Below are 13,804 nucleotides of genomic sequence, written 5' to 3' on the forward strand. Positions count from 1 at the left end.
TCGTCGGGTAAGTACTAGGGCCTTCGGGCAGTTATACACGTGAAATTCAGCGTTCAGAAAACGAGCATTCTACCCGCTACTCTGCCTGCGGCAACTGCAGAGAGTAGGGTGGAGCGTGTGCTACACATAGTCTTGGCAGTAGCCCTTGGAATACCGGTGCTTCTCGTGGTGGGAGCGGTAAGCGTGATGGTTGGAGGGTTTGTGTGGCTGCTAGAGGGGGTGAAAAAGGTGCTGGGCCTGTCAGAAACAACTACCTCACCTTCGGCAACAAAGCCAGCTCCGCAGGATTTATTTAGTAAGGAGCAGCTCACCCTGAGCAGCGTGGATGTAGACTTAGAAGAGGAAGTAGGAGAGGCCTTTTCGGAGTGGTATCTCGATGCTTTGGGGCCCTACTCACCAGGAATCAGCCGGCTGATTACAACTCCTGAAATTCCTGGCTTGCACGGGCAGCTGGTGGGGGCGTTGTGTCGGGAATGGCCTGACGGTATATTCCTCCAACTATTTGAGCCTACTATCAATCAGTCATCGGCCGGAACCTCGTGGTTGGTCTATCTGGAATTTGCTACCCTAAGTTTGCATAAACTAGAAGAGGTAGGTGGCTTCTACTTATCTGCGGATTACGCCGAACACGGTCTGTTTAACGGCCAGGATGCTGATGGGGCGGTCATGCAGTTTCAAGTAGCAGGCATCGAAGATGCCTTCTTATCTTCTTCTATCATTCAGTAAAATCTTTATGCCTCACTCCTGGTGGCGCTTTTTGTTTATAAGCCTGGCACTTGCTGCCTCCTGCCAACCCTCAACGCCTACCGAACAGGGTACTACCCCGCCCCCGGTGCCCGATTCGATGCAACCAGCTGTGGTACTTCCTGCTCCGCGGGCGCCCGATACGGTAGACTGGATGGGTAAGGGACTTCCCGAAAAGGCTGCCACGGATACTACCTTCCAAATTGATGGGAAGCTGTACCGCCTGCGCCTGAGCGCCACGGCCGACTCGGCGCACATGCTGCGCGTGAAGGTAAGTGGGCGAACAGGCGAGGCATATGCAGCCGACAGCAGCGCTCCGGAGCCTGAAGTGGTACAAGGTCCGGCCGGGCGCTATCTGATTCAGTTACAGGATGCTGCTGGGCGCACCGTGCTGCGGAAAGAGTTTCACAAGCCCGATTTCTATGCAGTAGCTCCCCCGGATGAGGTAGTGGTAAGTCTGCCGGCTCCCCCGCAGTTTCTGGGCTACTACCCCAACATGGGGGGCTTAGCTTTCTGGCAGCTACTAGGTATTCCGGATAGTGATGTGGGCACCTATGTGTTTTACATGCTGGATCTGAGAGGGCAGGTACGAGAGCTATCCTTTGGTAACCAGTTCGGAGAAGGCCGCGCCGACTGCGCCCCGCTGCCGGCCCCGGGAGGCGCCGCCTTTCTTACCTGTGACAGGCTGCTGCGGGTTGGCCGGCCGCCACTTCCGCTGCAGAAGCCCCACGCCGATTTAGCCCTGGCCCGGTTTCTTTCCGACAGCACGTTACTGACCATCTACCAGTACGGGGAGTATGCCGTGACCTATGACAGCGCCGGCCACGCCGAAAGCATGGAGTGGAAAGTGCCCCCGCGTATGCAGAATCAGCCCAATGCTTTTGTGCTCAACTTTGAGGGAATGAAGCTGGCGCAATTTCGCTACCAAGGATTTTCTGAGGGCCTGGGCTACACCGTACCTCGCGCCTATGTGCCTACCACCGACACCTACTACCTCTTGGATGAGGAGCGAGGCCTGCAGCTGATAGACAAGAAAAATCCGACGGCTACCCGAGAAGTAAAGTTCCGGCAGATGAGTCGGTTTCGCTCGCCCCGCAAGCTTTCGGAGGTACGCTTTGTGCTTACTGCTGGCAGCCAGTATGAATTCTATGTGGATAAAAGCCGGCCGGAGCGGATTCGCTACCGCCGGCTGCCACTAGAAGGGTAGGGGTGGAAAGCTCCTCCTTAACCCTACCCCCTCCGAAACACGTACCCCTTAGCAGAAATCAACCACCTGCTATTCTTTTCTAATGGATCCTACCCAACTCAGCCTTGAACTTCGGCACGGCCAGAGCGCCGACCTCAAGCGCCGCCGCTGGATTATTGGCCTTTCGATGCTTGGCGTGGCCGCGGGCCAAATCGTGAGCCTCTACCAAACCGGCATCATCAAGCACCTGCCCGACCCACCCGTGGGCCCGTTCGATTCTGATAAGGTAGATGCCTCGGACTACGCCTACAAGCGCCTGGACACGCCCGACGCCCTGCCCATGATTGTGACGTATGGCCTCACGGCCAGCCTGGCCGGCGCCGGTGGGCTACACCGTGCCAGCAAGCAACCTCTGCTGCCGGTAGCTATGGGCGTTAAAACGCTGTTCGACTCACTGACTACCGTGAAGCTGGGCCAGGAGGAGTGGCAGGAAAACAAGGCATTGTGCTTTTACTGCCAGGTAGCTACAGTGGCTTCATTTGCCTCTCTGGCCCTGGCGCTGCCCGAAGCTATAAAAGGCGTGAAAACCCTGCTGGCTCGCCGGTAACGGCATACTTAGTTCAATACGAAAGAGGCCCGCGCTACTGTAGCGCGGGCCTCTTTCGTATTGGCCGCAGGTAGCCTTCTCTTAATGACCCGCGCCAACCAGGGGTTCGGTCGGGGCTTCTTGCGGGGCCGGTACTACGTAGGAAGCTAGGGAGCGGGTAAGCAGCAGCAAGCTTACCAGAATCAGCACTGCCCCCAGCACAAAGGGGGCGCCCGGGAAGTAAATGGGGGCCTTGGGGCCTGTGTAGTACGAAAATAGGTTGGTCATGAGGGGCGGGCCTACAATGGAGGTTACGCTCATCAGGCTGGTGAGGGCTCCTTGCAGTTCGCCCTGCTCGTTAGGCGGGACCTGGCCGGAAATAATGCCTTGCAGGGCCGGGCCCGCAATACCTCCCAGGCAGTAGGGCACCAGGAAGGCGAACATCATCCAGCCCTTGGAAGCAAAGGCAAACAGCACGAAGCCCACCGCGTACAGCAACATGCCCAGAAACACCGAGCGTTTAGGACCCAGCAGCGGGTTGATGCGCCGGATCAGCAGGCCCTGTACCACGGCTACCAGCAAGCCCAGCGCGGCCAAAGAGTAGCCTACCCAGGCTTCATCCCACTTGAATTTCTCAATCACGTAGTACGACCACGTAGACTGCGTGGCGTGGGCCGCTACGTAAGTAAGCAGCAAAGAAGCCACCAGCCCGGTAATGACGGGGTAGCGCCGCAGCAATTTCAAGGAGCCGATAGGATTCGCCCGGGACCACTCAAACGTCCGGCGCTTATCCAGGGGTAGCGACTCGGGCAGCACAAAATACCCGTAGAGCACATTAAGCAGCGTAAGGCCGGCAGCGGCCAGAAACGGAACCTGGTGGCCGTACTTGCCCAGTACGCCGCCTACCAGCGGCCCCAGAATGAACCCCAGCCCGAAGGCCGCCCCCACCATACCAAAGTTCTGAGCCCGCTCTTCCGGCGCCGAAATGTCGGCAATATAGGCCGAAGCGGTTGTGAAGCTGGCCCCCATTACGCCGGCAATTAGCCGGCCGGCAAACAGCCACCCAATGTTTGGAGCAAAGGCCACCAGAAGGTAGTCTAGCCCAAAGCCCAGCAGAGAAAGCAGCAGCACGGGGCGCCGGCCAAACCGGTCGGAGAGGTTGCCCAACACCGGTGAAAACAGAAACTGCATCACGGCAAAAGCAAACACCAGCCAGCCGCCCACCCGTGCCGCCTCACTGACGCTACCCCCCGTAAGGTGGCGAATCAAGGCGGGCACTACGGGCACAATAATGCCAATGCCCGTGACATCGAGCAGCAGTGTCAGGAAAATAAAGCCCAGCGCGGCCTTACGTGGTGCAGCCATAATCACGGAGTTAAGCGAATTAGGTGGGCTGCCCGGGCTCTACACCCGCGTATGCCCCCGTCAATACCGGGTAAAGATAGACGGGGCATCGTCCACTCGGGCAACCTGGGCTTATTTCTTCTGTGCTACCCCAGGCAACCGAACGGCCACCAGTCGCCGCTACAGCAAGCAGGGCGGTTACGGGCTAGAATAGGAGAACTTCCTGCGTATCAAAGTAGTAGAGCACGCAACGCACCTCCTCGAAGCCAAGTTGCCGGAATAGCTGGGCGTAGCGCTGCAGAGGCTGGCGGTGGTGCGGCTCGGGCGGAGGAACTTTAAAGTCGATGAGCGTAACGCGGCGGCCGGCTCCGGTAGTCGTTTCAAACACGATGCGGTCGGGTTTGTAGTCCTGCTTGCGGGTACCGCCCACCAGAATTTCGCGCTCCGCCTCGGCTTCCACCTGGGCACTGAAGTAGTGGGCCATAAGCGGGTGTTCGGTGACCTCGTGCAGGCGGCGCAGCAGTTCGGGCCGCTCGCGGGTGCTTACCAGCCCTTCGGCCACCAACTGGGCCGCTACCCGGTCTACCTCCGTGGCGCGCTTTACCCGGCGCAGGGCGTAGTGCAGCTTACGGTTCCACTCGCGCTGGGCCTGCTGGTCATCGAAGTCGAAGACGGTATTGGCGTGGCGCTTTAGGCGCAACCGCTCTTCCCAGGGCGTACTGGCCAGGTTGTGCAGGGGCAGGTTGTGGTCGGTGGTAGCTTCGGTCCGGCGCAGCGGGGGCACATACCCCCGGGCATCGGCCAGCACATAGGCCATCTGCTCGTCGTCCCATTGCGTGGTGCTCACTAGGTAGCGGTGCAGGAGCTCCGCTACGGTTTTGGCTGGCTCAGAGGGGGTAGTAGTATCGACGTCCTTGGGGGCTTTGGTAGGCCTGGGCTTGCGGCTGATGGCATACAGGCGGTGCCGGGGGCGGGTGAAAGCCACGTAGAGCATGTTCAGCCCCTCCAGAAAAGTCTTTTCCAGCTCCTCGGTGTACTGGGCGGCCAGGGGCGTGTGCAACAGGGCCTGCGTTTGGGGCAGCACGGCTACGCCGGGCATCTGGGGTAGGGGCTTGGTCGCCGCATCAGGGAGGCGGCCCCATAGCAGCGTGCCCATGTAGGGCCTGAGCGACCAATCGGCAAACGGCACGATTACCATCCCGTAGGCCAGCCCTTTGGCTTTGTGCACGGTGGTAATGGTAATGGCGTCGCGGCCGGCGGGGGCGTTGATGCTCAGGGCGCTTTTCTTCTGGTCCCAGTAGGTCAGGAAGTTGTTGAGGTTGTTGCCGTAGCGCAGGCTGTAGTCCAGGGTCAGGTCCAGAAACCGGAACAAGTATTCCTGCTCTGCGGCCCGGTGCAGCAGCCCAAATAGGCCGATGAGGCGCTCCGTTAGCTCGTAGAGGCCCAGATTTCCGGTTTGCTGTTCCTGCACATCGTAGCCCAGTTCCCGCAGCTCGTCGAAGAAAGGCCCTGCCGACTCATCATTCGCCAGCTCCGACCAGCGCCGGGCCCGCTCCGGGGTAGGGTCCTGGTGGCGCACTACCCGGTCAATCAGCAGCAAGGCTTCGGCCCGGGCCAGCGTATCGGCCGGCTGGTTGAGCACCCGGAACAACGCCACCAGCAGGTTTACTACCTCCGCAAACTCCAGCGACAATGAGTCGGCGGAAATAATATCATAGCCTCGCTCTTTCAGAAATTTCGCTACCCGGCGGCTTTGGTCGCGGCGGCGGCAGAGCACGGCCACGTCCTGCAACCGGAAGCCATCGGCCAGCGCCTTTTCCACCAGTTGCAGCGTCAGATACAGCGTGCTTTCGTTGTAGTCCAGCGTCTGGCCGGTTACGTAGCCCGGCAGCACTTCCGGGGTGTAAGTGCCAAGAGCGGCATCGTAGCGGCAAGCCGGGGCGTCATCCTCGGTGAACAGTAGCTCTACGTGGCCAGCGGCCGCCTGAACGTGGATGCCGCCAGGCTCCCGCTGCACAAAGTCGGCATCATAAATCCCCTGCACCAGGGGCAACGAGGCGTGCGTGGCGCTAATCTGGCTGAAGAAGCGGTTATTGAAGTCGATGATGGCCGGGGCCGAACGGAAATTCGTGTTGAGGTGGGCTGACTCCAGCGTTTGATCCAGCGTGATGTAGCGGTCGGCCAGCAGCTCGCGCAGCTCCTCGTCGGCGGCCTTATTATACAGGTGCTCGGTTTGGTTCTGGTGAAGGCGCAGAATCTGCTCCATCTCGCCGCCGCGCCAGCGGTAAATGGCCTGCTTGGCGTCGCCCACGGCCAGGCTGAGGTTGCCACCGGCCACGGCGTTTTCCACCAGCGGCAGCAAGTTGTTCCACTGCAGTACCGACGTGTCCTGAAACTCATCAATCAGCAAGTGCTGGTACCGCTCGCCCATGCGCTCGTAGAGGAAAGGCACCGGCTCGCGCAGCACAATCTGGGCAATGCGGCGGTTAAACTCGGCAATCAACACTACCCCCCGGTCGCGGCTCAACTGGTCCACGGATTTGCTTAGCTCACTCAGCAGGCTTACTTGAAACAGATAGGGGAGCATGCCCGTCACCAGCAAATAATCGGGCAGCAGGGTAGCACGCAGCTTTTCCACCAACTCGTAGGCAGCCAGCAAAGCAGGTTTCACGGCATCTACGCGGGCTTTATCGGCGGCCGTTTTCACCTTGCCGCTGTACCACTTGTCTTGCTCCACGGTGGCGCGCACGTAGGAGTTGGCCTCCTTATCGGGCTGCAGGCGTTCCTCCCATTTGGTGAGGTAGCCCAGCAGGCCGCTGCGGCCCTGGTAGAGGTCTGAGTCGGTCACGCCGGCGGTGTCCACGGCCTCCTGCGCTACCTGCGCTACCTGCCGGAAAGCGTCTTCAATTTCGGCTTTGCGCTGGCGCAGGGCCTCGTGCAGGCGGCGGTAGTCCTGCATGCTGAGCTTCTGCAGCTGATCTACGGCCTCGTGTACCGGCTCGCTGAGCAGAAACTGCCCAAAATCGACCAATTCCTCGGGCAAGTTATTCCAACTGCGGCCCTCCTCGGCTTTAGTAAGGGCAAAGTCGGAAATGGTGCGGGAGAGTAGCTTGGCGTTCGGGTCCCGGTTCACGCGGTCCAGCAGTAAGGCCACAGCACTTTGTAGTACAGTGGCGCTATCTAGCTCCACCTCAAACGTAGCCGGCAACCCCAGCTCCCGGGTAAACGCCGTCACGATGCGCTGCACGAAAGAGTCGATGGTACTGACGGCAAAATCGGCGTAGTGGTAGAGCACCAGCCGGAACGTGCGCGCCGCCCGCTCCCGCAACACCCGTTGTTGTTCCTCCAGGATAGGCAGGTAGGCCAGTTGTCCTTCGGCGGCCAGCTCCGCGGCAATTTCCGTCAGTAGTGCGTCGGTTTCACCTTCCGGCAGCTGGGCAAACCGCCGCAGCGCCCCGATGATGCGCTCCTTCATCTCGCCCGCCGCGTCGTTGGTAAACGTAATGGCCAGAATACGCTTGAAGTACGAGGCGTCGTCGGTGCCCAGGGCCAGCTTCAGGTATTCCTTCGTAAGCTGATACGTTTTGCCGGAGCCGGCGGAAGAGGAGTAAATGCGGAAGGTGGCGGGCATTGGGGGAGATAGGCGGGGTAGAGGTCTATTCTTCCTCTTTAGTAGGAGGCAATACTGGAACTTGGTTTTCGACCACTATTTTGGTGGCACCGGCTCGTTCAACCATTACTTGCTTTCCTACATCTGTCAGGTTACGGCTTTCGTAAATCTTCATGGCAGTAGAAATATCGATAGCCTGCCGGGTTTGCTCATCAAGATCGAAGGTGAGCGTGATAAAGTTGAGATGTACTCCTAGTGGCTCCAACACTTTATTCGATTGAACCAGTAAGCTGTTTTCAATTTCCGCTTGGTCTAACTCCACAATGTCTTCCGTAAGGAACAACGCTTTACTCACGTCACGAATTCGCTTATCAATCACCATGTTCTCAGCTCCTTCAAAAGCGGTTGGACTAAGCGCCTCGTTACTGTCTGCGTGAGCATTGGCTTTGCCCAAGTACTTAGCTTGCCGAATAAAAGCTAGCGGATCAGTAATAGAGTAGTCGTAGTCGATATGTACTGATGCGCGTACCCTGTCCTTCAGATTAGTGATAAATTTACTGTCTCCCTGCATAGGGAAATTAGGAATTACCACCTTCATATAGCACGGATTCATAGTGCCTTTGGGTACGGCAGCGCCTGCGGGAATTTTACTCCAAGCCATACCGCAATCATCTGAAACCAGCACTTGTTGGTTTGATTTAGCATAGTTGCAGCCGGCTAGAAGACTTGCCAGTAGGAGTAAAGAGAACGTACGCATAATGGTGGCTGGTTAATAGCGCGGGAAGTAGACGGTGACAGCTAAGGTAGAGACGAGCTATGCAACTTGCCCTACACCGGCCCCCACAGCCGCGCTACCACGTCCGCCTCAATCCGCACGGGGCGCTTGGTGGCGGGGTCCAGCAGCACCCATTGCGTTTCGGCCTCACAGAGCAGCTTATTATCGGCAGCCCGCTCAATCCGCACGAAGCGCTGGCATTGGGCCCCACGCACTTCGCCAATCCAGGTGGTGCAGCGCAGCTCCTGGCCCAGCAGGGCAGGGTGGCGGTACTGCACCCGGTGCTCCCGCACCACCCAGATATACTGTTCCCGCTCGCCCGGGGGGTAGGCCGTCAGCCAGTGTGCTCCGGCCGTATCCTGCACCCAGCGCACGTACTGCACGTTGTTGGCGTGGTCCAGCTCGTCGATATCCTCGGGCTGAACAGTGATAAGACGAGAGAATCGATAAGCAGGCCCAGAGCGTGTTTCCATAGGGGCAAAGCTACTAGGCCAGCAGGAAAACGTCAGAAACTGAGTACAAGGTTTTGTTTAATTCAGAGTGGGATAAATGCTATATATGGTTGCATAAACGCTTGTTATTCAGCTATTTATTTGTAAATATAGTCTTTTGTTAATTCTTGTGAATTCTGCTGGTCAGCTTGCATAAGGTATTTTACATCTAAAATATCCGTGTATATTTGAGCAGATTAAGAAAACGCGGTTTCACCGTCCTGTTGAGTACTTCCGCAAGGGAGGGAAAGCAGAGTTGAGTGCGCTTTCCTAAAAAAACATCCATCATCACCAGTACCATGCAGACAGGAACTGTAAAATTCTTCAACGAAACCAAAGGTTTCGGCTTTATCAAAGTTGACGAAACCGGCGAAGACGTATTCGTGCACGTAACCGAGTGCATCGACGAAATCCGCGACAAAGACAAAGTGGAATTTGAAATTGCTCAAGGCCGCAAAGGCCCGAACGCCGTGAAAGTGAAGCTGGCCTAGTCCAGCGTCCTTTCCCGGATAGCTTAGAAAAGCAGGCTCCTGACGAGCCTGCTTTTTTTGTGGCCTACCACAGCGAAGTAGGGGGTAGGCAGCTTTCCTTATTCTTCTATCGTATGCCTATCCCAGGGGCAGCACGTTTCGCCGGGGCGTTTTAAGTCGTCAGCAGGCGGCCTTTGCTCTTTTCTTTATATAAGACACGCGAGGTGATACAATATTGATTATTTCTACGTATCTTTGCACCCGCATTTGAGAACGGCCACGTTCCGCGCAGCTTGTGAGCTGCCTTGTTAACCTGTTGGGCCGGCTTTGTCTTCCGTCCGTTGCTTCCGTCACTTGTCGTCGTTGTTGAGTGGGAGAGAAGAGCGTCGCTGAATCCGCTGTTTTCAGAGCTATTGTCTCCACTCCATCAACACAGACATGGAAAAAGTAAAATTTGAAGAGCTGCCCCTCTCCGAGGAAATGCAGCGCGCTATTACGGAAGTTGGCTACGAAGAGGCCTCGCCTATTCAAACGGCTGCCATTCCGGTTCTTCTTGAAGGCAAAGACGTTATTGGCCAGGCCCAGACGGGTACCGGCAAAACCGCCGCCTTCTCCATTCCCGCTATCGAAAAAATCAACACCGACTCGCGTGAGGTGCAGGCCCTGGTGCTGTGCCCTACCCGCGAGCTGGCCGTGCAGGTTTCCGGCGAAATCCAGAAACTGGGCAAGTACAAGCGGGGCCTCTCGGTAGTGCCGATTTACGGCGGCTCCAGCTACGACCGCCAGTTCCGTGCTCTGGAGCGCGGCGTGCAGATTGTCATTGGTACCCCTGGCCGCGTAATGGACCACCTGGAGCGCGGTACCCTGAAGCTGGATAACTGCCGCATGATCATTCTTGATGAGGCCGACGAAATGCTCGACATGGGCTTCCGCGACGATATCGAGACGGTGCTGACCAAGATGCCCGAGGAGCGTCAGACGGTCTTCTTCTCCGCTACCATGAGCAAGCCGATCATGGAGCTGACCAAGAAGTACCAGAAGGATCCGCAAATCGTGAAGGTCAACCATCAGGAGATGACCGTTACGAACATCGAGCAAAGCTACTACGAGGTACGCGGCCCCCAGAAAAAGGACGTGCTGACCCGTTTGCTCGATATGTACAACCTGAAGTCGACCATCGTATTCGCTAACACGAAGCGCATGGTAGACGAAATCGTGTCGGACCTGCAAGCCAAGGGCTATTTCGCCGATGGTCTGCACGGCGACATGGGCCAGCAGCAGCGCCAGAACACCCTGGACAAGTTCCGTAAGGGCACCCTGGAAATTCTGGTTGCTACCGACGTAGCTGCTCGCGGTATCGACGTAGATAACGTGGAAGCCGTAGTAAACTACGACTTGCCCGCCGACGAAGAATACTACGTGCACCGTATTGGCCGTACAGGCCGCGCGGGCCGTCAGGGCAAAGCCTTCACCTTCGTGAGTGGCCGCGACATCTACAAGCTCCGCGACATCATGCGCTTCACCAAAGCCACGATTAAGCAGGAGCGCGTACCGTCGTTCGAGGATGTATCGGAAGTGAAAACGACCGTGATGCTCAACTCCATCAAGGAGGTTATTGAGAAGGGCAACCTCGACAAGTACATTGCCCGCGTACAGCGTCTGATTGATCAGGATCAGGAAGATGGTATTACGTCCCTCGACGTAGCCGCCGCCCTGCTGAAAATGACCATGAAAGAAGACAAGCGCGCGCAGGAAAGCCTCGACGCCAGCCGCACCCAAGGTGCTGCCCGCCCCGGCTTCACGCGCCTGTTCGTCACCATGGGCAAAAAGGACCGTCTGCACCCCCGCGACATCGTGGACCTGATTGCCGAAAACACCAGCCTCACGGCCGGAAAAGTAGGTGATATTGCCCTCTACGATAAGTTTAGCTTCGTGGAAGTGCCGAATGAGTTTGTTGAAGAGGTGATCAACCAGCTGGGTCGTAGCACCATTCAGGGCCGGCCGGTAGCCTTCAACATTGCTACCCCCCGCCAAGAAGGTGATGCCCAGCAAGAGGGTGGTAACCGCGGCGGTTTCGGTGGCGACCGTCCGCGTCGCGGCCCAGGTGGCTTCGGTGGCGGCGAGCGTCGCGAAGGCGGCTTCGGCGGTAACCGTGGCGGCGGTAGCTACGGCGGTAACCGCGGTGGTGGCAGCTACGGCGAGCGTCGGGAAGGCGGCTTCGGTGGCAACCGCGGCGGTAGCAGCTACGGCGGCAACCGGGGCGGTGGCTCCTTCGGCGGCGACCGTCGGGAGGGTGGCTCCTACGGTGGTAACCGCGGTGGCGGCAGCTACGGTGGTGGCTACAAAGGCAAGCGCGACAACGGCGGCTTCGACGAATAGAGAAGTAAACCGACGCTGATGTGGCGTTATCTACCTCAGTGTACAAGTAAAAAAAGGCCCCTCATCTGAGGGGCCTTTTTTTGGTTGCAGCCTACTGAATACAGAGGGCCTAATACACCCTTATTTCTCAGTCGGCAGCAGTAATGCGCTTATTTGGAAGCGTTGCGCAGGGCCTTGATTTCGTCGTGGCCTTGCTGAATGCCTTGAAACTGTTTTTCGAGAATGGACTTTAGCTGGCCGGGCAGACCTTCCGCCGCAAGTGCGGTCTGGTAGGCTTTCACGGCGTAGTCTTCGCCCCGCTCACATTCGTTGAGGATGCTCTCCCGGCTCTTGCTGGTAATAGCCGACTTCAAATTGATAAAGACCCGGTGGAGAGTACCCGTTACAGAGCTTTCCTCTTCCACCTTGATATTGAGCTGGTGCAGCTGGTCTTCAATTTCCGTAAGATAACCGTCGCGCTGCACGGCGTATTTCTTGAATACTTCTTTCAGATCCTGATCTTCTACATCGGTGAGGGCTTCGGAGTAGCCTTTTTCGCCGTCTTTCAGGGTTTGAACAATTTCTTTGAGCAGGGCTTGGGTTTCGTTGGCTTCCATGAGGAGAGTAGATTTGGTGTTTAGGAAAGAAGAATTATGGTTTCCTTTACTGCCAAACCTTGCCCGAAGTTGCAACCGGCGCGAAACTAGTACCTGCGTATACCTCCTGAGCTGCCCGCACCAGAACAAAATGGAGCAGGGGCCACCAGCTTCAGGGCAGTGCTTTCGGCCGGTTCTCCCTTTCCTTGCTCTGTGGAAGGGTAGGAGCCAGCGGATAATTTTTGCGCTTTAGGAGGCCAGGTTACTTTACCAGCTCAGCCATGGCCTTCCCGGCCAGATAGCCCGTAGTCCAGGCAGCCTGGAAGTTGAAGCCGCCGGTAATGCCGTCAATGTCCAGCACTTCCCCGGCGAAATGCAGTCCTGGAACCTTGCGGCTTTCCATCGTTTGCATGTTGACTTCGCCCAGCACGATGCCCCCGCAGGTCACAAATTCGTCCTTGTAAGTAGTTTTGCCCCGTACCGCTAGCGCCGTGCGGAGCAATCCTTCAATAAGGCGGTTCTGCAGTTTGGCGGGCAATTCGTTCCAGCGTGTTTCGGCCCCAATACCCGCCTGCTCCGCGAGGGTACGCCAGAGCCGTTGGGGTAGCCCGAACAGGGGGTTGCCGACTACCCCCTTTTTGCCGTGCACCTCTCGGAACTCCAGCAGGTATTGGCGCAGAGTGTCTTCGGTGTAATCGGGAATCCAATTGATAAGGGCCGTGCTTTGATAGTGCAACTCGTGCAGACGGCGGGCACCCCAGGCCGAAAGCTTGAGCACAGCTGGGCCACTCACGCCCCAGTGCGTTACCAGGACCGGTCCTTCATACTCCAGTTTTTCCCCGCTGACGCGTACGCGGGCCCGGGGTACGCTCACGCCCGGTAACTCCCGCAGCGGTGATTCCGGAACGTTGAAAGTGAACAGGCTGGGTACCGGCTCCTGCACCGCATGGCCCAGTCGCCGCAGCCACTCGTATTGCTCGGCTTTCGGGGCCCCACCGGTAGCCACCAGCAAACGCGCTACCTGCAGCTGTTGGGCATGAGCCCCCGTTAGCGTCAGCTGAAAACCACCGGTAGCAACTGGCTCAATAAGCTCGGCGGTAGTTTGCTGCAGAATCTCTACTCCGGCAAGCCGGGCGGCATCCAGCAGGCAGCGGGCAATGGTTTCCGACGAATCCGTGGTGGGAAACATGCGGCCATCGGGTTCCGTTTTCAGGCGCACGCCGCGCTGCTCAAACCACCGCACGGTGTCTAATGCGCCAAACTGCTTAAAGGGCTCCTTCAGTTGCTTGGCTCCGCGGGGGTAGTGTTGCACCAGTTGAGCAGCCGTTTCGGCCGCGTGGGTAACGTTGCAGCGCCCGCCCCCCGAAATCCGGACTTTGCTCAGCAGCTTGGAGGTTTTCTCAATCAGCACAACCCGCAGGCTGGGGTTAGCTTCGGCGCAGGCAATGGCCCCAAAAAAGCCGGCTGCGCCACCTCCCAACACCGCCACTGTATTCTTCGCTACATTCACGGTGCAAAGGTACGGTATAGGTGACTGAGAGTGAAGAGTCAGGTCTGGATTGAGGCTGAGGCAGTCGGTTGCTAAGCGCGCAGCAACGCCGGGCGTTCTGTTCCGAATTTTTAGGCATTCGCAAAGAGCCAGGT

The 13,804-nt window shown here is 57.8% G+C and carries 11 protein-coding genes; 5 read left to right on the forward strand and 6 right to left on the reverse strand.

Annotation, left to right across the window (positions count from 1 at the left end; genetic code table 11):
* The first annotated feature begins 132 nt into the window (after window positions 1–132).
* The 3 genes from K3G63_RS02750 (at window position 133) to K3G63_RS02760 (ending at window position 2,537) form a co-directional block, all read left to right on the forward strand.
* Entirely contained in the window at window positions 133–726 is a 594-nt protein-coding gene (locus tag K3G63_RS02750) for a hypothetical protein (RefSeq protein ID WP_220612557.1), read from the forward strand.
* Between the two features lie 7 nt (window positions 727–733).
* Window positions 734–1,951: a hypothetical protein gene (locus K3G63_RS02755; protein ID WP_220612558.1), complete on the forward strand. Its 1,218-nt coding sequence runs from the start codon at window positions 734–736 to the stop codon at window positions 1,949–1,951.
* An 82-nt stretch (window positions 1,952–2,033) separates the two neighbouring features.
* Window positions 2,034–2,537 carry a vitamin K epoxide reductase family protein gene (locus K3G63_RS02760; RefSeq protein ID WP_220612559.1) on the forward strand — a complete coding sequence of 168 codons (504 nt, stop codon included), beginning with the start codon at window positions 2,034–2,036 and terminating at the stop codon, window positions 2,535–2,537.
* An 81-nt stretch (window positions 2,538–2,618) separates the two neighbouring features.
* Here K3G63_RS02760 and K3G63_RS02765 read toward each other — a convergent pair whose 3' ends face one another.
* From K3G63_RS02765 to K3G63_RS02780, 4 genes are all read right to left on the reverse strand, one after another.
* A complete protein-coding gene (locus K3G63_RS02765; RefSeq protein WP_220612560.1) occupies window positions 2,619–3,881 on the reverse strand; it encodes a TCR/Tet family MFS transporter in 1,263 nt (420 codons plus the stop codon).
* 184 nt (window positions 3,882–4,065) lie between these two features.
* Window positions 4,066–7,491: an exodeoxyribonuclease V subunit beta gene (locus tag K3G63_RS02770; protein ID WP_220612561.1), complete on the reverse strand. Its 3,426-nt coding sequence runs from the start codon at window positions 7,489–7,491 to the stop codon at window positions 4,066–4,068.
* Window positions 7,492–7,516: 25 nt separating this feature from the next.
* On the reverse strand, window positions 7,517–8,227 hold the full coding sequence (locus K3G63_RS02775) for a hypothetical protein (RefSeq protein WP_220612562.1): 711 nt from the start codon (window positions 8,225–8,227) through the stop codon (window positions 7,517–7,519).
* 71 nt (window positions 8,228–8,298) lie between these two features.
* Window positions 8,299–8,718: a thioesterase family protein gene (locus K3G63_RS02780; protein ID WP_220612563.1), complete on the reverse strand. Its 420-nt coding sequence runs from the start codon at window positions 8,716–8,718 to the stop codon at window positions 8,299–8,301.
* A gap of 317 nt (window positions 8,719–9,035) precedes the next feature.
* Here K3G63_RS02780 and K3G63_RS02785 point away from each other — a divergent pair, with 317 nt between their 5' ends.
* Window positions 9,036–9,227 (forward strand): cold-shock protein, encoded by a 192-nt coding sequence (locus tag K3G63_RS02785; protein WP_110980085.1) that lies wholly within the window; start codon window positions 9,036–9,038, stop codon window positions 9,225–9,227.
* 417 nt (window positions 9,228–9,644) lie between these two features.
* The gene (locus K3G63_RS02790; RefSeq protein ID WP_220612564.1) at window positions 9,645–11,585 is read left to right on the forward strand and encodes a DEAD/DEAH box helicase; all 1,941 of its coding nucleotides are present in this window, start codon (window positions 9,645–9,647) and stop codon (window positions 11,583–11,585) included.
* Between the two features lie 149 nt (window positions 11,586–11,734).
* On the opposite strand, the gene K3G63_RS02795 is transcribed toward K3G63_RS02790, so the two are convergent.
* Window positions 11,735–12,181 carry a PA2169 family four-helix-bundle protein gene (locus K3G63_RS02795; RefSeq protein ID WP_220612565.1) on the reverse strand — a complete coding sequence of 149 codons (447 nt, stop codon included), beginning with the start codon at window positions 12,179–12,181 and terminating at the stop codon, window positions 11,735–11,737.
* 241 nt (window positions 12,182–12,422) lie between these two features.
* Window positions 12,423–13,670 (reverse strand): NAD(P)/FAD-dependent oxidoreductase, encoded by a 1,248-nt coding sequence (locus K3G63_RS02800; RefSeq protein WP_310794552.1) that lies wholly within the window; start codon window positions 13,668–13,670, stop codon window positions 12,423–12,425.
* Window positions 13,671–13,804 lie beyond the last annotated feature (134 nt).

Origin of the sequence: Hymenobacter sp. HSC-4F20, assembly GCF_019599275.1 — a bacterium.
Taxonomy (GTDB): domain Bacteria; phylum Bacteroidota; class Bacteroidia; order Cytophagales; family Hymenobacteraceae; genus Hymenobacter.